Annotated in this window: 21 protein-coding genes; 9 read left to right on the forward strand and 12 right to left on the reverse strand. The window is 62.7% G+C overall.

The annotated features are described in order from the left end of the window. The first annotated feature begins 98 nt into the window (after window positions 1–98). The 7 genes from rpsF to FQ705_RS17700 all read left to right on the forward strand — a co-directional run bounded on the left by rpsF (window position 99) and on the right by FQ705_RS17700 (window position 4,871). Window positions 99–473, forward strand: coding sequence for a 30S ribosomal protein S6 (rpsF, locus tag FQ705_RS17670; protein WP_144143310.1), 375 nt, complete (start codon window positions 99–101; stop codon window positions 471–473). A 51-nt stretch (window positions 474–524) separates the two neighbouring features. Continuing rightward, on the forward strand, window positions 525–824 hold the full coding sequence (priB, locus tag FQ705_RS17675) for a primosomal replication protein N (protein ID WP_144143312.1): 300 nt from the start codon (window positions 525–527) through the stop codon (window positions 822–824). Window positions 825–826: 2 nt separating this feature from the next. Continuing rightward, on the forward strand, window positions 827–1,102 hold the full coding sequence (gene rpsR / locus FQ705_RS17680; protein ID WP_035550554.1) for a 30S ribosomal protein S18: 276 nt from the start codon (window positions 827–829) through the stop codon (window positions 1,100–1,102). Window positions 1,103–1,129: 27 nt separating this feature from the next. After that, a complete protein-coding gene (rplI, locus tag FQ705_RS17685) occupies window positions 1,130–1,582 on the forward strand; it encodes a 50S ribosomal protein L9 (RefSeq protein ID WP_144143314.1) in 453 nt (150 codons plus the stop codon). 135 nt (window positions 1,583–1,717) lie between these two features. Continuing rightward, complete coding sequence (locus tag FQ705_RS17690; protein WP_144143316.1) at window positions 1,718–3,106, forward strand: replicative DNA helicase; 1,389 nt, start codon at window positions 1,718–1,720, stop codon at window positions 3,104–3,106. Window positions 3,107–3,234: 128 nt separating this feature from the next. Continuing rightward, on the forward strand, window positions 3,235–3,861 hold the full coding sequence (locus FQ705_RS17695) for a DUF47 domain-containing protein (RefSeq protein WP_144143318.1): 627 nt from the start codon (window positions 3,235–3,237) through the stop codon (window positions 3,859–3,861). Continuing rightward, complete coding sequence (locus FQ705_RS17700; protein WP_144143319.1) at window positions 3,861–4,871, forward strand: inorganic phosphate transporter; 1,011 nt, start codon at window positions 3,861–3,863, stop codon at window positions 4,869–4,871. The genes FQ705_RS17695 and FQ705_RS17700 overlap by 1 nt, the downstream gene beginning before the upstream one ends. A 78-nt stretch (window positions 4,872–4,949) precedes the next feature. Here the strand turns inward: FQ705_RS17700 and FQ705_RS17705 are convergent, their stop codons facing one another. The 12 genes from FQ705_RS17705 to FQ705_RS17765 all read right to left on the reverse strand — a co-directional run bounded on the left by FQ705_RS17705 (window position 4,950) and on the right by FQ705_RS17765 (window position 18,037). Continuing rightward, entirely contained in the window at window positions 4,950–5,756 is an 807-nt protein-coding gene (locus tag FQ705_RS17705) for an SDR family NAD(P)-dependent oxidoreductase (protein ID WP_144143322.1), read from the reverse strand. A 118-nt stretch (window positions 5,757–5,874) separates the two neighbouring features. Continuing rightward, window positions 5,875–6,987 (reverse strand): C40 family peptidase, encoded by a 1,113-nt coding sequence (locus FQ705_RS17710; RefSeq protein ID WP_144143324.1) that lies wholly within the window; start codon window positions 6,985–6,987, stop codon window positions 5,875–5,877. A gap of 204 nt (window positions 6,988–7,191) precedes the next feature. Then, entirely contained in the window at window positions 7,192–9,048 is a 1,857-nt protein-coding gene (locus FQ705_RS17715; protein ID WP_144143326.1) for a PhoH family protein, read from the reverse strand. 353 nt (window positions 9,049–9,401) lie between these two features. Further along, the gene (locus FQ705_RS17725) at window positions 9,402–9,863 is read right to left on the reverse strand and encodes a peroxiredoxin (protein ID WP_144143328.1); all 462 of its coding nucleotides are present in this window, start codon (window positions 9,861–9,863) and stop codon (window positions 9,402–9,404) included. A gap of 139 nt (window positions 9,864–10,002) precedes the next feature. Next, the gene (locus tag FQ705_RS17730) at window positions 10,003–10,896 is read right to left on the reverse strand and encodes a polysaccharide deacetylase family protein (RefSeq protein WP_144143330.1); all 894 of its coding nucleotides are present in this window, start codon (window positions 10,894–10,896) and stop codon (window positions 10,003–10,005) included. Between the two features lie 10 nt (window positions 10,897–10,906). Continuing rightward, window positions 10,907–11,953 carry a bifunctional UDP-4-keto-pentose/UDP-xylose synthase gene (locus FQ705_RS17735; RefSeq protein WP_144143332.1) on the reverse strand — a complete coding sequence of 349 codons (1,047 nt, stop codon included), beginning with the start codon at window positions 11,951–11,953 and terminating at the stop codon, window positions 10,907–10,909. Continuing rightward, window positions 11,950–12,885 carry a formyltransferase gene (locus FQ705_RS17740; protein ID WP_144143333.1) on the reverse strand — a complete coding sequence of 312 codons (936 nt, stop codon included), beginning with the start codon at window positions 12,883–12,885 and terminating at the stop codon, window positions 11,950–11,952. The genes FQ705_RS17735 and FQ705_RS17740 overlap by 4 nt, the downstream gene beginning before the upstream one ends. Further along, the gene (locus tag FQ705_RS17745; RefSeq protein WP_144143335.1) at window positions 12,882–13,925 is read right to left on the reverse strand and encodes a glycosyltransferase; all 1,044 of its coding nucleotides are present in this window, start codon (window positions 13,923–13,925) and stop codon (window positions 12,882–12,884) included. The genes FQ705_RS17740 and FQ705_RS17745 overlap by 4 nt, the downstream gene beginning before the upstream one ends. Before the next feature lie 6 nt (window positions 13,926–13,931). After that, window positions 13,932–15,083, reverse strand: a complete 1,152-nt coding sequence (locus tag FQ705_RS17750) for a DegT/DnrJ/EryC1/StrS family aminotransferase (RefSeq protein ID WP_144143337.1) — start codon at window positions 15,081–15,083, stop codon at window positions 13,932–13,934. 206 nt (window positions 15,084–15,289) lie between these two features. Beyond that, complete coding sequence (locus tag FQ705_RS17755; RefSeq protein ID WP_144143339.1) at window positions 15,290–15,661, reverse strand: SMR family transporter; 372 nt, start codon at window positions 15,659–15,661, stop codon at window positions 15,290–15,292. Between the two features lie 26 nt (window positions 15,662–15,687). Further along, entirely contained in the window at window positions 15,688–17,412 is a 1,725-nt protein-coding gene (locus FQ705_RS17760; protein WP_144143341.1) for an ArnT family glycosyltransferase, read from the reverse strand. Window positions 17,413–17,662: 250 nt separating this feature from the next. After that, window positions 17,663–18,037 (reverse strand): Mth938-like domain-containing protein, encoded by a 375-nt coding sequence (locus FQ705_RS17765; protein WP_144143343.1) that lies wholly within the window; start codon window positions 18,035–18,037, stop codon window positions 17,663–17,665. A gap of 474 nt (window positions 18,038–18,511) precedes the next feature. Between FQ705_RS17765 and FQ705_RS17770 the strand changes: the two genes are divergently transcribed. Together FQ705_RS17770 and FQ705_RS17775 are read left to right on the forward strand one after the other, a co-directional pair. Continuing rightward, entirely contained in the window at window positions 18,512–19,759 is a 1,248-nt protein-coding gene (locus tag FQ705_RS17770) for a pyridoxal phosphate-dependent aminotransferase (protein ID WP_144143346.1), read from the forward strand. Between the two features lie 95 nt (window positions 19,760–19,854). Continuing rightward, window positions 19,855–21,186 carry a homoserine dehydrogenase gene (locus FQ705_RS17775; RefSeq protein ID WP_144143348.1) on the forward strand — a complete coding sequence of 444 codons (1,332 nt, stop codon included), beginning with the start codon at window positions 19,855–19,857 and terminating at the stop codon, window positions 21,184–21,186. Window positions 21,187–21,192: the final 6 nt, after the last annotated feature.

Here is a 21,192-nt window from a genome sequence, read left to right on the forward strand (position 1 = left end):
ACCCGGCCCCATTCGGGTTACACTCTTTGGCTTCTCACTTGCCACACCGGATCCGACGCCCGGGTGGTTTAATCCATAAGTCAGCACAAGGAGTGAATATGCGTCATTACGAAATCGTATTTATCGTGCACCCGGATCAAAGCGAGCAAGTGCCCGCCATGATCGAGCGCTACAAGTCCACGATCACCTCGCACGGTGGCCAGATCCACCGCATCGAAGACTGGGGCCGTCGTCAACTGGCCTACATGATCGAGAAACTCGCTAAGGCTCACTACGTCTGCATGAACATCGAATGCGACCAAGCCACGCTCGACGAGCTGGAACACGCATTCAAGTTCAACGACGCGGTTCTGCGTCACCTCATCGTCAAGCTGAAGAAGGCCGAAACGGGCCCGTCGCCGATGATGAAGGAAGTGCAGCGCGAAGAAGCCAAGAAGTCGGCTGCTACGCAACCGTCCGAAGCGCAGGCTTAAGACACATTATTTAAGCTACCAGATCCAAGCGTCGTTTTCGCCAAAGGTTACATGAATCGGCTGCAGCTTACGGCCAGCGTCGTAGAACGCGAACCGGTGCGGTACACCCCCGCCGGCGTTCCGATTGCAGGCTGCACGTTGCACCACCGCACGGAAGTCGTCGAAGCCGGAATTGCCCGGCAAGTCGAACTGACCATGCAGGCGGTAGCCGCAGGCGAGGCGAGCGGTAAGCTCGAAAGCTGTCAGATGGGCGTGGAAACGCTCTTCACAGGCTTCCTGGCAAAGAGACACCGCAACGCACGAACTCTGGTATTTCACATCACAGCATTGCAGGACATTGGAAAGGACTGAACATGCCCCGCCCGACTGGTAAGAAATTCGACAAGCGTCGTCAGCAACAAAATCCGCTCTTCAAGCGCAAGAAGTTCTGCCGTTTCACGGCCGCGAATGTCGATCATATCGACTACAAGGACCTCGATACGCTGAAGGACTTCATCGGCGAAAACGGCAAGATCACGCCGGCGCGTCTCACGGGTACGAAGTCGCACTATCAACGCCAGCTGGATACGGCAATCAAGCGCGCACGTTTCCTCGCGCTGGTGCCGTACACCGACCAGCACAAGGCCTAACCCGACGACGCGATAAGGAGCATCCGAATGCAAATCATTCTTCTGGAAAAAGTCGTCAATCTGGGTAACCTGGGCGATATCGTGAAGGTCAAGGACGGTTACGCACGTAACTTCCTGATCCCGAACAAGCAAGCTCGCCGTGCAACGAAGGAAGCCCTGGCTGAATTCGAAGTGCGCCGTGCAGAACTCGAAAAGACCGCCGCTGAAAAGCTGGCTGCTGCTCAAGCTCAAGGCGAAAAGCTGGCAGGCTCGACGGTTCAGATCAATCAGAAGGCTGGCGTCGACGGCCGTCTGTTTGGCTCGGTGACGAACAGCGACATCGCTGAAGCCCTGGTCAAGCAAGGCTTCGCAGTGGAAAAGGCGCAAGTGCGTCTGCCGGAAGGCCCGCTGAAGCTGGTTGGCGAACACGCAGTTCAGGTCTCGCTGCACACCGACGTTCTCGTCGATGTGACGGTGGCTGTGATCGGCGAACACGTCTAAGCATCAAGTCGTATTTGCCAGGATAGTGCTGGCGAGGGGCAGGGGCCGGGTAACCGGCCCCTGCTTTTTTTGTGCCCGTTTTTTTTGTTTTTACCGCTCGCCGCCGCTGCCCGATTTACCCGATAATTCCTCTCCATGAACGCACCGTCCAAAGATCCCCAACTCGAGTCGCTGAAAGTCCCGCCGCATTCGATCGAGGCCGAGCAATCGGTGCTGGGCGGCTTGCTGCTCGACAATGCTGCATGGGACCGCATCGCCGACTTCCTGTCGCAGAGCGATTTCTACCGCTACGACCACCGCCTCATCTTCGAGCACATCGGCAAGCTGATCGCGGCGACGCGCCCGGCCGACGTGATCACGGTGTACGAGGCGCTCGGCACCGCGGGCAAGGCGGAAGAGGTCGGCGGTCTCGCCTATCTGAACGCGTTGGCGCAGAACACGCCGAGCGCAGCCAATATTCGCCGCTACGCGGAAATCGTGCGCGATCGTGCGGTGTTGCGCCGGCTGGTTTCCGTGGCCGATGAGATCTCCGCCGACGCCTTCAATCCGCAGGGTAAAGAAGTTCGCCAGTTGCTGGACGAGGCCGAGTCGAAGGTTTTCTCGATCGCCGAAGACGGCGCGCGCGGCACGCAAGGCTTCCTCGAGATCGGGCCGCTGCTCACGCAGGTGGTCGAGCGCATCGACACGCTGTATCACACCGCCAATCCGAGCGATGTGACGGGTACGCCGACCGGCTTTGTCGATCTGGATCGCATGACCTCGGGCATGCACGGCGGCGAGTTGATCATCGTCGCGGGCCGTCCGTCGATGGGTAAAACGGCGTTTTCGATGAACGTCGGCGAATACGTGGCGGTCGAGTATGGCCTGCCGGTCGCGGTGTTCTCGATGGAAATGCCGGGCTCACAGCTCACCATGCGTATGCTCGGCTCGGTCGGCCGGCTGGACCAGCACCGCATGCGAACCGGCCGCCTGACCGACGAAGACTGGCCGAAGCTCACGCACGCCGTACAGAAAATGAGCGAAGCGCAGATTTTCATCGACGAAACCGGCGGTCTGAACCCAATGGAATTGCGCTCGCGAGCGCGCCGGCTGTCGCGTCAATGCGGCAAGCTGGGTTTGATCATCATCGATTACTTGCAGCTGATGAGCGGGTCGTCGTCGGCCGGCGAAAACCGTGCGACCGAAATCTCGGAAATCTCGCGTTCGCTGAAAAGTCTCGCCAAAGAGCTCGACGTGCCCGTGATTGCTTTGTCCCAGCTCAACCGCGGTCTCGAGCAACGTCCGAACAAGCGACCGATCATGTCGGACTTGCGCGAATCCGGCGCTATCGAGCAGGATGCCGACGTGATCCTGTTCATTTACCGCGACGAAGTCTACAACCCGGACAGCCCGGACAAAGGCACGGCCGAGATCATCATCGGTAAACAGCGTAATGGTCCGATCGGGCCTGTTCGGCTCACGTTCCATGGTCAATTCACGAAGTTCGATAATTTTGCCGGCGCGCAGAATTTCTATAGCGACTAGGCGGAAAAGGAAAGAGGCACGTCGTGCCTCTGTTGTAATGCTGATTTCCAAAGTGCGGCCTGGGTCCTGCACCGGTACAATGTGGCGGTTTTATGTCAGCCATAATGTGACCAATTTTCGGGATTCCAATGTTCGGTCGATTCATGCCCACCGAGGGCAAGTTCTTTGAAATCTTCAATGCACACGCAGCGTGCATCGTCTCTGCAAGCCACGAACTCGAACTGCTGATCGACAATCTGCAAGACGCAGAGACCCACAAGCAGAACGTGCAAAAAGCCGAGAAGGCCGCTGACAAGCTTACGCACGAAACCATCGACCTGCTGCACAAGACCTTCATCACGCCGCTCGACCGCGACGAGATCCACAAGCTGATCACCACGATGGACGACATCCTCGACCTGATGGAGGACGTCGCCACCGCCATTTCGCTGTACGACGTGCAGGCCGTGACCTCCGAGGCGAGCCAGCTGGCGCACATCTGCACGGCGACCTCCGAGCGCGTGCAGTTCGCCGTGAGTCTGCTGTCGGACATGAAGCAGGCGAGCCAGATCCTGAAGGCCTGCGAGGACATTGACCGGCTGGAGTCGGAAGCCGACCGCGTGCTGCGCTCGGCCATGTCGAAACTGTTCCGCGAAGAAGACAACGTCAAGACCCTGATCAAGCTGAAGGCAATTTACGAATTGCTCGAGACGATCACGGACAAATGTGAAGATGTAGCGAACATCATCGAAGGCATCGTGCTGGAAAACGCATAATGCAATCGATACAACTCGCCATCTGGGTCGTTGCCGGCCTGGTCGCCGTCGCGCTGATCTTCGACTTCATGAACGGTTTTCACGACGCGGCGAACTCCATCGCCACGGTCGTCTCGACTGGCGTGCTGAAGCCGCAGCAGGCGGTCGCCTTTGCAGCGGCGTTCAACGTCATCGCGTATTTCGTGTTCCACCTGAAGGTGGCGGCGACTGTCGGCAAGGGCACGATCGACCCGAATATCGTCGACCATTACGTGATTTTCGGCGCGCTCGTCGGGGCAATTGGCTGGAACATCATCACCTGGCACTACGGCATTCCGTCGAGTTCGTCGCATGCGCTGATCGGCGGACTGGTGGGCGCGGCGCTTGCCAAGTCGGGCTGGGGCTCGCTCAATTTCGATGGCCTGATGAAGACGGTAGCTTTCATCTTCATCTCGCCGCTGCTTGGCTTCGTGCTCGGCTCGTTTTTCATGCTGCTGGTGTCGTGGATCTACTTCCGTACGCCGCCGAGCAAGGTCGACCGCCGCTTCCGGCGTCTGCAACTGGTGTCCGCGGGCTTGTACAGCCTTGGGCACGGCGGCAACGACGCGCAGAAAACCATCGGCATTATCTGGATGCTGCTGATCGCGACCGGCTACGCATCGTCGTTCGCCGATGCGCCGCCGCTGTGGGTGATCGGCGGCTGCTATCTGTCGATGGGGATCGGCACACTGTTCGGCGGCTGGCGAATCGTCCGCACGATGGGTCAGAAGATCACCAAGCTCAAGCCGGTTGGCGGTTTTTGCGCGGAATCGGGCGGGGCGATCACGTTGTTCACCGCCTCGTGGCTCGGAATTCCCGTGTCAACCACGCATACGATCACCGGCGCGATCGTCGGCGTCGGCGCTACGCAGAAGCTGAGCGCAGTGCGTTGGGGCGTGGCCGGCAACATCGTCTGGGCATGGATTCTAACGATTCCGGCCTCCGCTGCGCTCTCCGCGGTGGGCTGGTGGCTCGGCCATCGTTTCCTGTAAGCCTGCAAGCATTCAAACGTGCCAGCGCGGCGGGCAACCCGCGCTGTTCGCACAGCCAGGCGCGTCGCTTAAATCAGATCAGATCAGCGGCGCGCTGCCTCCATCCATCGGGACGATTGCGCCCGTCACGTAGCTCGCGCGGCGGCTTGCCAGAAACAGGGCGACGTCGGCGATTTCCTCCGGTTTAGCGTAGCGTCCGAGCGGCACTTTGGCCTGGCCGCGTGCCAGCGCTTCCGCACTCTCGATACCTTGCTGCGTCGCCTCCAGCTTGACCGCTTCCTCGATGCGCTCGGTCAGCGTCGCCCCCGGATTGATCGCGTTGATGCGGATGCCGTAGCGCGCGTAGTAGTGCGCGAGGCCTACGGTGGCCAGCATTAAAGCCGCGTTCGCCGCACCGCCGGCGATATGGATATCGCTCGCGATCTTGCCGCCCATGCCGATGATATTGACGATCGTCCCCGGCGTGCCGCCGTTGCCGGCTTTTGCCCGCTCGGCCATGCGCCGCAGCACTTCCTGCTGCGGGTAGATGTAGGGAAAATACTTCGCTTCCATGGTGGCGCGGAAGGCGTCGGCGTCGAGCGTTTCCGGGTCGTAGCGACGCGCCGCGCCGGCGCTGTTGATCAGCACGTCGATCGGGCCGACGGCGGTGCTGACTTCCTCGACGATATCGGCGGCGCTGTGCGGCTCGTGCAGGTCGGCGCGAGTCCGGTGCACGTGCAGTCCTTCCTGCTTCAACTGCTCATAGGCGCGTGCGAGATTGGCCGGATCGCGCGAGACGATCGCGACTTTTGCGCCTTCCTGGGCGAACGCCCGGGCGCAGGCAAGCCCGATTCCCTTGCTACCGCCCGTGATCAGCACCACTTTGTCTTTCAGTCCGAGGTCCATCGTCACCACCCGCTGTCGGAAGAATATCGATGACGATAGCAGATCGGTGGCGGGGCGGTGAGAGGGCGTTTGCGGTGCCTTGCGCAAAGGGTGTCAGGCGGGGCGGCGCTATGGTTCGTCAGAAACTGCCGTTGGCGAAGCGGGCGATCGGGTCGTCGTTGGTCTGGGTGGGCGCGGGCGTCCCGCGCGACGCCGTCGAGGCGCGCATGATCTGCACGCTGCCATTGTCGTCGGTTTGCTGCGCCTGGCGGGCTTGACGCGCTGCCACGGCGGCGGGCGGCGGCGGCTCGAAGGCGTCGGCGGCGGCATCGATCGGATCGGGCGCGCGGGCTGTCGCAGAGGGCGCGGCGGAGCGCGGCGCCGTCGGCGCTGCCGCTGCTTGTGACGTTGAACTACCGGTAGCCTCATACGCACTGGCTTGAGTGGCCGGAACCGGCGTCGGCGCTACCGCGCCGGCCGCGCGCGCCTGGATTTGCGCCGCGCTCATGCCGGGCGGTGGCGGTTCAAACGGATCGGCCTGAGGCGGCGCGGCGGTCGCGGTCGTGGCCATCGTCGGCGCGGGCTGGGCTGCCGCGGCGGTCAACGGCGAGCGCGGCGCCGTCTGCGCCACCGGTACGACCGGCGTGACCCGCTCGGGTTGCGGCGCTGCAGCCTGATAGCTGGGTGTATCGAACGGTTGAGGCATAGCAGCCGGCGCTGCCACACGCCGAATTCCGTCGAACCGCTTGGCCCAATACGGATTGGTCAAATAATCGAGCCGCACCGTGCCACCCGTGGACGGTGCATTGACGAAGCGCAGCTTGCCCACGTAAATGCCGACGTGCGAATGCGCGCGCCCGGTCGTGTTGAAGAAAATCAGATCGCCCGGCGCGACTTCATCCGGCTCGATCGATTCCCCGCGACCGCTCATGTCGGCCGTCGTGCGCGGCAGATTCACCGACGCCGCACGCGAGACGACATAGCGAACCAGACCGCTGCAATCGAAACCGCTATCCGGCGTATTGCCACCCCAACGGTATGGAATGCCGACCAGCGACATCGCCTGAATCGAGATTTCCTCGCGCCCGATACTGTGGTCGACGAAATTCGGAAAGCCCGGCGGCGGCGCGTGATACGCGCCGTTCGCCACGACGATCGAGCCGCCCGCACCGCGCGACGACGTCTTCTGCGGGGCGCCGGCACAAGCGGCGAGCAGCAGAACGGTCAGCAGCGAAAAGGCGAGTCGGCGCATGAAGACGAGGCGAGCGGTAAACGCTCGTTTAATGACGGTCGATTTCGGGATGGTAGCCGTCGAACATCGCTGCGGCAAGAATTCTTCACAATTTACTTGAAGTTCCAGCGCTAAGTGTGGCCCGACCAGCACGAACCGGCATGAAAAAAGCCGCCTCCGGATGACTCCGGACGCGGCTTCGACTACAAGCTAACTAGCTGAAACTTAAAGAATTTCCGACGCGTAATCCGCCAGACGCGAACGCTCGCCGCGCGCCAGCGTCACGTGCCCGCTGTGCGCCCAACCCTTGAATCGGTCGACCACGTAGGTCAAGCCCGAACTGCCTTCGGTCAGGTACGGCGTGTCGATCTGCGCGATGTTGCCCAGACAGATGATCTTCGTGCCCGGACCCGCGCGCGTGACCAGCGTCTTCATCTGCTTCGGCGTCAGGTTCTGCGCCTCGTCGATGATCAGATACTTGTCGACGAACGTGCGGCCGCGCATGAAGTTCATGCTCTTGACCTTCAGGCGCGAGCGGATCAGTTCCTGCGTCGCGGCGCGGCCCCATTCGCCGGCGGCGTCGTCGGTTTTCTGCAGGACTTCGAGGTTGTCGTCGAATGCACCCATCCACGGCTGCATTTTTTCCTCTTCCGTACCCGGCAGGAAGCCGATGTCTTCACCGACCGGCACCGTGGCGCGCGTCACGATGATCTCGTTGTAACGCTTGTCGTCCAGCACCTGCGCGAGACCGGCGGCCAGCGCCACCAGCGTCTTGCCGGTACCGGCCTGACCGAGCAGCGTGACGAAGTCGATCTCCGGATTCATCAACAGATTCAGCGCGAAGTTCTGCTCGCGATTGCGCGCCGTGATGCCCCACACGTTGTTCTTGTGGTGGCCGTAGTCACGCAGCGTTTGCAGCAGCGCCGTCTTGCCGTTCAACTCGCGCACCAGCGCGTGAAACGCCGGTTCACCGTTTTGCGGCTCGAGGTAGACGAACTCGTTGACCAGCATCGACGCGCACAGCGGACCCGTCACCCGGTAATACGTGGTGCCGGTTTTGGTGTCCTGCCAGCTCTCCATGCCCTGCGCGTGCTTGGTCCAGAAATCCTGCGGCAGCGCGCGGATGCCGGAATACAGCAGATCGCTGTCTTCGAGCACCTGGTCGTTGAAGTAGTCTTCGGCGGGCAGACCGAGCGCATGCGCCTTGATGCGCATGTTGATGTCTTTCGACACCAGCACGACCTGGCGATCCGGCCGGTCGCGTTGCAACGCACGCACCACGCCGAGGATCTGGTTGTCGGCCTTGCCTTCGGGCAGACCTTCCACCGGTTCGATGGTAGCCAGCGTGGTCTGGAAGAACAGACGTCCGGACGCCTCGCGGCTACCCAGACGGGCGAGCGAAATGCCGTCGGAGATATTGCCGGCGTTGGCAACCAGCGCGTCCAGCGTGCGGCTCACCTGACGCGCGTTACGCGCGACTTCCGACATGCCTTTCTTGTGGTTGTCGAGTTCTTCCAACGTCATCATCGGCAGATAGACGTCGTGTTCCTCGAAACGGAACAGGCAGCTTGGATCGTGCATCAGCACGTTCGTGTCGAGCACGAAGAGCTTCTGGACTTCAACCGGATCGGTGCTCGAACTGCGTTTCTTGCTGGTGCCGCGCGAAGTGGGCGCGACGGCCGCGGGCGTCGCGGCTTCGGCCTGCTTCGCGCTCGGCGCGCGCGCGACTACCGGCTGCGCGGGCGCGGCCGGTTCGGCTTGCGGGCGGGCGGCAGGAACGGGTTGCAACAAGGCAGCCGTCTGCTTCAACTTGCGACGGGGCGCCGGCGCGGCTTGCTCGCCGGACGCGGAAGCAGTAGCAGCAGCCGACGACGCCGGCACGGGGCGCAAGGTGGTCGCGGCATTCGCGGCGTGCGTCATGGGCGTAGCGACATTGGCGCGGCCGAAGTCGGCCGACTCTGCGGCTTCCCCGACGCCAGCCTGTTTCTTCGCGGCGGAGCGCGCCGGAGTGGCGGCTTTGGCCTTGTATTCGTCAGGCGGCAGAAGATTGCCGAGCTTGCTGGGGGGAGTAGGCAAAGGCATGGTTTCCCTCGAATTTATCGGGTCGCATTTCGTGCGCCGCCTGTCGCATTCTGCAGGTGCCAGTGAGTGCGCACGCAGTTTGCGCCCGGAGGCGCGCATTCGGTCTAGAGATGCCGTTTCGCCTTGTCTTCGATCGGCTCCTTAACGGAAGCGCGTGGCCGGGTGAACGGACGGCTGCGCGCAATTAAAAAAGCCGCCGCCCCGACGTACGGGGCAAGCGGCTCGCTTTCAGCACTCGCGTTGCACCTCACGACTCCGACGGAACCCGTGAAACGGGAAACGGCCGTCAAGTCAGGCGCAGTGGCGAAAAGTTCGGGTGGACAGGCACTCATTGAAAACCAATATAACGCGCCTCACAGCGCTTGTACAGCTTCCAGAATATCGTCGACGTGGCCCGGTACTTTTACGCCACGCCACTCCTGACGAAGCACACCTTCGGCGTCGATGAGGAAGGTGGAACGCTCGATTCCCCGTACTTCCTTGCCATACATTTTCTTCATTTTGATGACGTTGAAGAGCGCGCACAGATTTTCTTCCGGATCCGAGATCAGCGGGAACGGCAGTTCGAGTTTCGCCTTGAAGTTGTCATGCGAGCGCAGGCTGTCGCGCGACACGCCGAGGATTTCCGCGCCGGCCTTGGTGAACTTAGGATACAGATCGCGGAATTGCAGACCTTCGGTCGTGCAGCCCGGCGTGTTGTCCTTCGGGTAGAAATACAGCACCACCTTCTTGCCCCGCAGCTTGGACAGCGTGATCTCGCCACCGGTAGCGGGGGCGGTGAAATCGGGGATGGGTTGGTCGACTGCGATGGGCACGAGGTTCTCCGGTTGTTATGGCCGGCGCCGGAGCATTGCGGCGGCGTCGGCCTGGCGTCGAGGCTGGGGGAGGTCGGCCGGCGCGCGGCGGACACTCGCGCGGCGGCTGGGTCGTCAGGGCCGACGGTCGCCTGGCCAGTCAGGGCTGGACAATCAACTCGCCGGAGCGGCCTGGAATTTCGCCCCACGTAACAGGGTACGATGGCAGCGTGCTGCGGTCTAGCGTGGCGTGGTAATCCCCCATCGTCGCGAAGGTGTGGCCTTGCGCGCGCCAGCCTTCAAGCAGCTGTTCGAAAATCGGCGCGAGCTTCTGGCCTTCGAGTTCCGCGTGCAGCGTGAAGACCTGATCGTGCGGATTATTTTCGGTGTGCTTCAGCATCCACGCGGCGACGTTGTCCAGATCGACGCCGTCGACGCCGAGCACTTCGTCGAGCGTGGGCAACGTGGTCGGCATCTGCACGTGCGCGAGCGTCTTGCCGTCGACCACCGGCAGATACGGCGAATGGCCCCGGCCGTCGGAGGCGTACTGCATGCCCCACGCGTCGATCTGCTCGAACGCGTAGCCGTTCATCTGCCAGCCGGCCGCGCCGTGCGTGACGGGCGGCGCTCCGAACACGTCGACGAAACGGTCGTGGCTTTTCTGCATTTGCGCCGCGGTCCATGCACGGTCTTTCACGCGCACGTTGTCCTGCCAGTACACGTGATCCCACGTATGAATGCCGCATTCGAAGCCGGCCTCATGGATCGCACGCATTTCCGCCGAGGTCTTCGCGCCGATGTCCGGACCGGGCAGCAGCACGCCGTACATCAACTGCCTGATGCCGTAATGTTCCACCACCGAAGTACGCGACACCTTCTTCAGAAAGCCCGGGCGTAACACGCGACGCATCGCCCAACCGGTGTGGTCGGGCCCGAGGCTGAACAGAAACGTGGCGCGAGCCTTGAAGCGGTCGAAAATGCGGGCGAGATTCGGCACGCCTTCGCGGGTGCCGCGCAGCGTGTCGACGTCGATCTTCAGGACGATACGGGCCAAGGATCAGCCCTTACTGCTGTTCGACGAGCGCGCGTGCTTCGCCGACGTGGCCGCGATACGCTTCGAAAATCTTGCGCAGCGCTTCGTCGAAAGTCGACTTCGGCGCCCAGTCGAGTTCCTGCATCGTGTTGTCGATCTTCGGCACGCGGTTCTGCACGTCCTGATAGCCTGCGCCGTAGTAAGCGCCCGACGAGGTCTCGACCAGTTGCACCTGCTTGGCCGTTTCGGCGTATTCCGGGAATTCGGCGGCGAGCGCCAGCATCTTGTGCGCGAGCTCACGCACCGAGAAGTTGTTGGTCGGATTGCCGATGTTGTAGATCTTGCCCGTGGCGATGCCGTCCTTGTTGTCGATGATCTTCATCAGCGCGCCGATGCCGTCGTCGATATCCGTGAACGCGCGCTTCTGCGCGCCGCCGTCCACGAGGCTGATGTTCTCGCCGCGCACGATGTGACCCAGGAACTGCGTGACCACGCGCGAGCTGCCTTCCTTCGGCGTGTAGATCGAGTCGAGGCCCGGGCCGATCCAGTTGAACGGACGGAACAGCGTGAAGTTCAGGCCTTCCATGCCGTAGCCCCAGATCACGCGGTCCATCAACTGCTTCGAGCATGCGTAGATCCAGCGCGGCTTGTTGATCGGGCCGTACGACAGTTGCGATTCTTCCGGATCGAACTGCTCGTCCGTGCACATGCCGTACACCTCGGAGGTGGACGGAAACACGAGGTGCTTGCCGTACTTCACGGCCGAACGCACGATCGGCAGATTCGCCTCGAAGTCGAGTTCGAACACGCGCAGCGGCTGCTTCACATACGTGGCGGGCGTGGCGATCGCGACCAGCGGCAGGATCACGTCGCACTTCTTGACGTGATACTCCACCCATTCCTTGTTGATCGTGATGTCGCCTTCGAAGAAGTGCATCCGCTCATGATTGATGAGATCGCCCAGACGTTCGGTCTGCATGTCCATCCCGAAGACTTCCCAGTCGGTCGTTTCGAGAATGCGTTTGGACAGGTGGTGGCCGATGAAGCCGTTCACACCCAGAATCAGGACTTTTTTCATGAATGACGGGGAATTTGGATGAGCTGGGCGAATTCGGCCGGAGTGACGACAGCTTCACCGCCGTCGTGCTGATGCCGCAATTCGTGGATGGCGATCGCGCGGCCGTCGCCGCATATCGCGAAAACGGCATTATCGCTTACGTGCAGGCCCGGCGGCAAATCCGAACGAAGCGCACCGGGCGTGGCCAGACGTGCTCGCGCAATCACGAAACGCCGGCCGTCGAGATCGGTGAAAGCGCCGGGATAGGGCGGCGCAACCGCGCGAATCAGGTTGTAGACCTGCTGCGCCGGCTGCGTCCAATCGATCCGGCCATCTTCCGGCTTGCGCCCGCCGTAGTAGCTACCGTGCGACAGATCGTTCGGCAGATTTGGCGCTTCGCCCGCCAGCAAAGCCGGCAGCACACGCCACAGCGTTTGCTCGGCGGCCACGGTGACCTTGTCGAACACTTGCGCGGCGGTGTCGTCGGGCAGGATCGGCACCGGCGTTTGCGCGATGATCGCTCCCGCGTCGGGCTTGGCCGCCATTTCGTGCAGCGTCGCGCCGGTCTCGGTCTCGCCGAAAATCACCGCCCAGTTGGTCGGCACGCGGCCGCGGTATTTCGGCAGCAGCGAGCCGTGCATGTTGTAAGCGCCCCGTGCGGCGAGCGCCAGCAGGTCGACCGGCAACATGTGGCGGTAGTAGAACGAGAAGATGAAGTCCGGCCGCGCGGCGCTCACCGCAGCGCGCAACTCGGCGCTCTTCGGATCGGCCGGCGTGACGACCGGAATGCCGTGTTCGGCGGCGACCGAAGCAACGCTGCCGAACCAGATGTTCTCGCTCGGGTTGTCTTCATGCGTGACGACCAGCGCCACATCCACACCGCGCGCGAGCAGCACCTGCAGGCAGCGCACGCCGACGTTGTGATAGGCGAATACGACGGCGCGCGGCTTCATGGATTCGGGCCCTGATCGATCAGCGGCGCGGCTTGCACGGCCTGCACGACGGCCTGACGCGGCGCTTCGGTCACGGTCGTGCCGTCGCGTTGTTCGAGAATCGTCTGAACCAGATAACGCGGCCGCGCGCGCACCTGCTGATAAATCCGGCCGATGTACTCACCGAGCAGCCCGAGCGCGAAGATGATCACGCCGAGCAGGAAGAAGATCACGGCGAACAGCGTGAACACACCTTGCACTTCCGCACCGATGATGAAGCGTCGAATCAGCAGCAGCACGAACAGCGCCGCCGAACCGAGCGACAGGATCACGCCGATAAACGACAACCATTGCAGCGGCACGACCGAGAAGCCGGTCACGAGGTCGAAATTCAAACGGATCAGCGAATACAGCGAGTACTTCGATTCGCCCGCAAAACGCTCTTCGTGGGCGACTTCGATTTCAACCGGGTTCTGTGCGAAGGTGTACGCGAGCGCCGGAATGAAAGTGTTGATTTCGCCGCAACGGTTGATCGTGTCGATGATGTGCCGGCTGTACGCACGCAGCATGCAGCCCTGGTCGGTCATCTTGATGCGGGTGATGCGCTCGCGCAGCCGGTTCATCGCGCGCGACGCCTTGCGGCGGAACAGGCTGTCCTGACGTTGCAGACGAATCGTGCCGACGTAGTCGTAGCCTTCGCGCATCTTCGCGACCAGCTTGCCGATTTCTTCCGGCGGATTCTGCAGGTCGGCGTCGAGCGTGATGACGATCTCGCCGCGCGATTGCTCGAAGCCCGCGAGAATCGCCATGTGCTGACCGTAGTTGCCGTTCAGCAGAATCACGCGCGTCGTGTCGGGACGTGCGCGGAACTGGTCGGCGAGCAACGCGGGAGACTTGTCGCGGCTGCCGTCGTTGATGAAGATCACTTCATAACCGGCGCCGAGCGCGTCGAGCGCCGGATAAAGGCGCGCGAACAGCGCAGCCAGCCCGGCTTCCTCGTTGTACACCGGGATGATGATCGACACTTCCGGTGCGACGGCGCGATGTTCCGAATAAATCATTTCCGCTTATTTTCCGTATTGTTCGCAAATTTCATTGACCGCGTGGCAGACGCGCGCCACATCGGCTTCGTTCATGAGCGTGAACAGCGGCAGCGTGACATTGGTGGCGCCAAAGCGCTCCGCGTGCGGGAACATGCCTTCCTTGAAGCCGCGCGCGCGATACAGCGTGAACAGATGGATCGCCGGATAGTGAACGCCCGAACCGATGCCGCGTTCCTTGAGTTGACCCATGAAACCGGCGCGGTCGATCGAGAGTTTCTCGAGCGGCAGCGTGATCTGGAACATGTGCCAGTTGCTGTTTTCGAAGTCAGCAAACGGCAGGCCGACGCCCAGTTCCGCCGCCGCGCCGCCTTCCAGACCCGCGAAATACGCGCGTACCAGCTTCTTGCGCTGTGCGAGGAAGCGCTCCAGATGCGGCAACTGGCCGAGGCCGACGCGCGCGGCGACGTCCGTCAGGTTGTACTTGCCGCCCAGCACGTCGCAGTCCATGCCATCGAAACCCGTGCGCGTGATGCCTTGCAGGCGGTATTTCTGGGCCAGCGTCGCTTCGTCCTCGTTGTTCAGGACCAGCGCGCCGCCTTCGATCGAAGTCAGATTCTTGTTCGCGTGGAAGCTGAACGAGACGATGTCGCCCAGCTTGCCGATGCGCTCGCCGTTCCACGTCGAGCCGAACGCCTGCGCGGCGTCTTCGATCACGCGCAGCTTGTGCGCGCGGGCGATTTCATACAGACGGTCCATGTTGACCGGCAGCCCCGACAGGTAGACCGGCAGCAGCGCCCTGGTACGCGGCGTGATGGCTTTTTCGAGCAGGTCGAGGTCGATATTGCGGGTGGCCGGGTCGATGTCGACGAACACCGGCGTCGCGCCGACTTCATAAATCACGTTGCTGGTCGACACCCACGAGGCGGGCGTGGTGATGACTTCGTCGCCTTCACCCACGCCGGCGATGCGCAGTCCGATCTCGAGCGTTGCCGTGCCGGAATTGAAGGTGCGCACCGGACGGCCGCCGCAGAACCCGGACAGCGCCGCTTCGAATTTCTGATTCTGCGGGCCGGTGGTGATCCAGCCGGAGCGCAGCACGTCGACGACGCCCTGAATCGTTTCTTCGTCGATCTCGGGTTTCACAAACGGCAAAAACGGAAGTGTTGACTGGCTCATTGAATGCTTCGCTCGATTGATAGGGGCGCAGCCCGTAGGGCGCGGAAGTAAACCACAAACTACGCGCAAACCCAAGGCCGCGACAAAAAGGGCGCAACCATACAGCATACCCTGCTCAAGCTTACGGTTTTCTTAATCGTACCGACCGACGGCTTACGGCATCTTTTGCCGACGGCGGGCACAGGCCGTTGACCGGCCCGGCAAGCCTAGCTTCGCGCCAGCACGACCACGCCGACCAAGATAATGCCGATGCCGACCATCTTCTGTACCGACATGATCTCGCCGAACAGATACCACGCGGCGAACGCGTTGACGATATAGCCGAGCGACAGCATCGGATAGGCGATCGACACGTCGACCCGCGACAGTCCTACCACCCACACGGCCACACTGATCACATAACAGGCCAGGCCGCCGATGATGGGCGGCTGCGTTGCCAGGCGAAAGGCGATGGGCAGGATGTTCGCACGGGTGAATTCGAAGTGTCCAACGGCATTCGTTCCGGCTTTGAGCAGCAACTGCGCACCGGCGTTCAGCGAGACGCCGGCAAGAATACAAAAGAGCGAAATCGGGTTCATCGAACGGTAGATCCTGATATGGGGGGTTATTGCGGTTTTTCCATGGGCGCCGGCGCATTCGCCGCGGCGACGGGCTTGGCCACCACCACCCGGCGCGAATCGCGGGCGATCAGCTGCATCGGCAGGCCTTCCTTGAGCAGGCGGTCGTAGGTCGGCGGCGGCAGCAGGGCGAGCGCGTAGCGCTCGGACTTCCAGCGTTCCACCCAGGCGTCGAAGGTCGGCACCCATTTCTGCGGCTCGACCGACACGCCAAAGGCCAGTTCGTCGGGGTGCGCGACCATGATCATCGTGTGATCGATGTAGAACGGCAGCGTGTGGTCGAGCACGCCGACCGAGTAGAACGGCGTATCGGCCGGCAGTTTCGCGATCTCGGCCTTGATGGCGGGCGCGAGCGGTGCGCCCGAGCTCAGGCGGCCGAACACGTCGTGCCCGGTGCCGCCGATCGTGCCGAGCAGCAGCCACGCCGCGCCGAAGGTGGCGACGGCGGCAAGACTGCCGTTGCGGCCACGGCTGCGGCGGTTCAGCCACAGCGCCGCGAGCGTCAGCACGAAGGCCGTGCCGAGCGCCGCCAGCACCCAGCCGCGGAATGCCACGTAGAGTTCGTTCGGATTGCGGCTGTCGCCGAGACGCGACAGGAATAGCGCCCCAAAGGCGCCTACCACGAGAAAGAGCGCGTAGCCGGCAAGATGGCGGCGCAACTGGTCACGCGTGACCAGCGGCAAATACATGCCGATCAGCAGGGCGATGGTCGGTGCGATCGGCAACGTGTACGACAGCAGCTTCGAATGCGACGCGCTGAAGAACAGGAAGATGAAGACCGTCCACACCAGCATGATCGTCACCGGTGCGAAGCCGTTCGGCTGACGCGGCAGACGCCAGGCGTGACGCACGCTTTGCACGGTAACCGAGAGCCACGGCAGAAAGCCGATCAGCAGCACCGGCACGAAGTAGTAGAAGGCGCCCGGGCGATTCTGCTCGGGCGTCAGATAGCGCTCGAACTGCTGAACGATGAAGAAGAAGTTCAGGAATTCCGGATTGCGTTGCTGCACCAGCACGAACCACGGCGTGACGATCACGAAGAAGACGATCAGGCCGCCGATCAGGTGCAGACGCTTCCAGAGCGCCCAATCGCGTGCGATCAGCGTATAGAGCACCAGCACCGCGCCCGGCAGAATCACGCCGACGAGCCCCTTTGAGAGCACGGCCAGCGCCATCGAACCCCAGCAGACCCACATCCAGCCGCGCACGGAGGCGGTCGGCAGGTTGGGGCGCTGCGCGAGCAACAGCGCGCACAGCGTCAGCTCCATCCAGAACGACAGGCCCATGTCGAGCGTGTTGAAGTGGCCCATCAGGTTCCAGTACGGCGAGGTCGCGAGGACGATCGCCGCGAACACGCCGGTCGCCGCGTTGAACACGCGCGCGCCGGTGAAGCCGACCAGCAGCACGCCGGCAAAGCCCGTCAGCGCGGTATAAAGCCGCGCCTGCCATTCGCCGATGCCGAACCACGCGAACGTGAGCGCGTTCGCCCAGGTTTGCAGCGGCGGCTTCTCGAAATACTTGTAGCCGTTGTAGCGTGGCGTGATCCAGTCGCCCGTGAGGAACATCTCGCGCGCCATCTCGGCGTAACGGCCTTCGTCGCTCGGCAGCAGATGGCGCCAGCCCAGCGGCACGAACCAGATCACGGCAAGGGCGAGCACCAGCAGCAGGATCGTGGTGCGGTTGAGCGGTAGCCTCGAGGGCGTCTCGTTCATGAATTTCAACCTTTCTGGCGACGCCGCGGGTGCGGCGCAGCGGTGTTATTTGGAGGCGGCGATCGCGTACTAACCGGTACCAGGTGCTTGCTGGTGCCATGCCCGGCGCCGGCGCGCCCGAAGGGCGCTGCCTCGCGCGTGACCACGCAGGGCGGTGCGCCGCCGATGGCGCGCAGTGTACGTGATCGGCCGTGGCGCGGCCAGGGCGCCCGATTCGTCGGGCACGCCGGACGCACCCGCCGACGGGCCGTCAGGCTTCGATCAGCAGCGCGGCCGCGACCTTGCGGCCCTCGGCCATCAGAATGTTGTAAGTGCGGCAGGCGGCCTTGAAGTCCATCGTCTCGACGCCGATGCGCTTCGCGGTCAATGCCGCGATCAGGCGCGGGTGGGGAAAGCGGATGCGCTCGCCGCTGCCGAAGATGACCACCTCCGGCGCGTAGTCGACCAGCATCGCGAAGAGTTCGGGGCTCAGTTGCTCGAACGACGAGACGGGCCACGGGATGACCGGCGCCTGCGGCAGCACGAGCAGGCTGCCCGTGTGGCGGACGAGATTGATTTCGACATAGTCGGCACCGTAGCCGGTGACGGTATTGAGGGCGCCGCTGGATTCCTGATGTAATTTCAAATTCGTTTTCCGAAGTCGTCGTGCGACACCATGCGTATTGGCGGCTCGACCGGCTACAGCCGGATCAGGCGGTTCGACGCGAATGGTTGACGCGAGTGGGACACGAAGAGGCCGAAACGGCTTGCCGATGCGGGTGGTGCATTGCGGAAGTCGGCCAAAATCCGCTAAATTATAGCTTTTTAGCCGCCTCGCGGCGCCCCTCGCTCATGTGCCGCCACAAGCCGCACCGAGAACATGGGTGCGGCCCACCGGCTACCTGCCCTGGTTTTGCCCGCTTTCGTCAGCTTTTCGTCTGTTTTGCCATTGCCCCGGCGCAACCCGCCACCCGCAGGCTCAAGACGTTCGGGAAAGCGACCCCGATCCGCGCCTGACGGCCCTTGCCGGCCGCGCCGCGACCGAATCTCCGTATCGGCGAACTAGCCGGCCTGGCGTCTTTTGCCCGCGCTCGTTTGCCCAAGCCATCAACAGGATGAAGTGCCCGCCGTGAAACCGATTCTCAAATCCAACAAGTTGTTGAATGTCTGCTACGACATTCGCGGGCCCGTCCTCGAACATGCGAAGCGGCTTGAAGAAGAAGGCCATCGCATCATCAAGCTCAATATCGGCAACCTGGCGCCGTTCGGTTTCGACGCGCCGGACGAAATCATTCAGGACATGATCCTGAATCTGCCCAACTCGTCGGGCTATTCCGATTCGAAGGGCGTGTTCGCCGCGCGCAAGGCGATCATGCATTACACGCAGCAAAAGGGCGTGCATGGCGTGGAACTGGACGACATCTACATCGGCAACGGCGCGTCCGAGTTGATCGTGATGGCGCTGCAGGGCTTGCTCAACGACGGCGACGAAGTGCTGCTGCCCGCGCCGGACTACCCGCTGTGGACCGCCGGCGTAAGCCTGTCGGGCGGCACGCCGGTGCATTACATCTGCGACGAATCGAATCGCTGGATGCCCGACCTCGACGACATCCGCGCGAAAATCACGCCGAACACGCGCGCGCTCGTCGTGATCAACCCGAACAACCCGACCGGCGCGCTGTATTCAGACGAACTGCTGCTCGGCCTGATCGAGATCGCCCGCCAGCACGGCCTCGTGATTTTCGCCGACGAGGTCTACGACAAGATCGTCTACGACGGCAAGAAACACACGTCGATGGCCGCGTTGTCCGAAGACGTGCTCACGGTCACTTTCAACAGTCTCTCGAAGAGCTATCGTTCGTGCGGCTATCGCGCGGGCTGGATGTTCATCTCGGGCCTGACGGGCGAGAACCGCCGCCACGCCAGGGATTACTTCGAAGGCCTCGGCATCCTCGCGTCGATGCGCCTGTGTCCGAACGTGCCCGGCCAGTATGCGATCCAGACCGCGCTCGGCGGCTATCAGAGCATCAACGACCTGATCGTGCCGAGCGGGCGCCTCTACAAGCAGCGCGAACTCGCGTACGACATGCTCACGTCGATTCCGGGCGTAAGCTGCGTGAAGCCCGAGGCGGCGCTATACATGTTCCCGCGCCTCGATCCGAAGGTGTACCCGATCCAGGACGATCAGCAGTTCATCCTCGACCTCCTGCTGGAAGAGCGCGTGCTGCTCGTGCAGGGCACCGGCTTCAACTGGAAAACGCCGGATCACTTCCGCGTCGTGTTCCTGCCGAACGTCGACGACCTCGCGGATTCGATCAACCGGATCGCGCGCTTCCTCGACGGTTACCGCAAGCGTCACACGGCCTAGCGCACAATGGGGGTTTGGCGCGGCCCGAGTCGCGCCGCAAACGCCCCCTGCGTCACCCGATTCTTTCTAAACCTCTAATCGAAAACACACGCTGCATGGAACCGATCAAAGTTGGACTGCTGGGCTTCGGCACGGTAGGCAGCGGCACCTTCACGGTACTGCGCCGCAATCAGGAAGAAATCAAACGTCGCGCCGGCCGCGGCATCGAGATCGCGCGCATTGCCGTGCGCAATCCCGCCAAGGCAACCGCGGCGCTCGGCAGCGAAGCCGGCACCGTGGCGCTCACCGATGACTTCAACGCCGTGGTCGACGATCCGTCGATCGATATCGTCGCGGAAATGATCGGCGGCACGGGCGTGGCGCGCGATCTGGTGCTGCGCGCCATCAAGAACCGCAAGCACGTGGTCACGGCCAACAAGGCGTTGCTTGCAGTGCACGGCACGGAGATTTTCGAAGCGGCGCGCGCCAACGGCGTGATGGTGTCGTTCGAAGCGGCGGTGGCGGGCGGCATTCCGATCATCAAGGCGCTGCGCGAAGGGCTGACGGCCAATCGCATCCAGTACATCGCGGGCATCATCAACGGCACCACGAACTACATTCTTTCGGAGATGCGCGACCGCGGGCTCGATTTCGCGACCGCGCTGAAGGCGGCTCAGGAACTGGGTTATGCCGAAGCCGATCCGACCTTCGACATCGAAGGCGTGGACGCCGCGCACAAGGCGACGATCATGAGCGCGATCGCGTTCGGCGTGCCGGTGCAGTTCGACAAGGCTTACGTCGAAGGCATCAGCAAGCTCGCCGCGATCGACATCAAGTACGCCGAGGAACTCGGCTATCGCATCAAGCTGCTCGGCATCGCGCGCCGTACGGATAAGGGCATCGAATTGCGCGTGCACCCCACGCTGATCCCGGAAAAACGCCTGCTGGCGAACGTGGAAGGCGCGATGAACGCGGTGGTCGTGCATGGCGACGCCGTGGGCACCACGCTGTATTACGGCAAGGGCGCGGGCGCGGAGCCGACGGCGTCCGCCGTGGTCGCCGATCTGGTCGACGTGACGCGTCTGCATACGGCGGACCCGGAGCATCGCGTGCCGCATCTGGCGTTCCAGCCGGACAGCCTGTCGAGCACCCCGATCCTGCCGATCGACGAAGTGACGAGCGGCTACTACCTGCGTCTGCGGGTGGCGGACGTGACCGGCGTGCTGGCCGACATCACGCGCATTCTGGCCGACACCGGCATCTCGATCGACGCGCTGCTGCAGAAGGAATCGGAGCAGGTCGACGCGAACGGCAAGGGCGAAACCGACATCATCCTGATCACGCACGAGACGGTTGAAAAGCACGTCAATGCCGCGATCAAAACGATCGAAGCGTTGAAGACCGTTGTCTCGCAAGTCACGAAGCTGCGCATGGAAGCGCTGAACTAGGCCGAA

The organism is Paraburkholderia sp. BCC1884 (genome assembly GCF_900996225.1).
Lineage (GTDB): Bacteria > Pseudomonadota > Gammaproteobacteria > Burkholderiales > Burkholderiaceae > Paraburkholderia.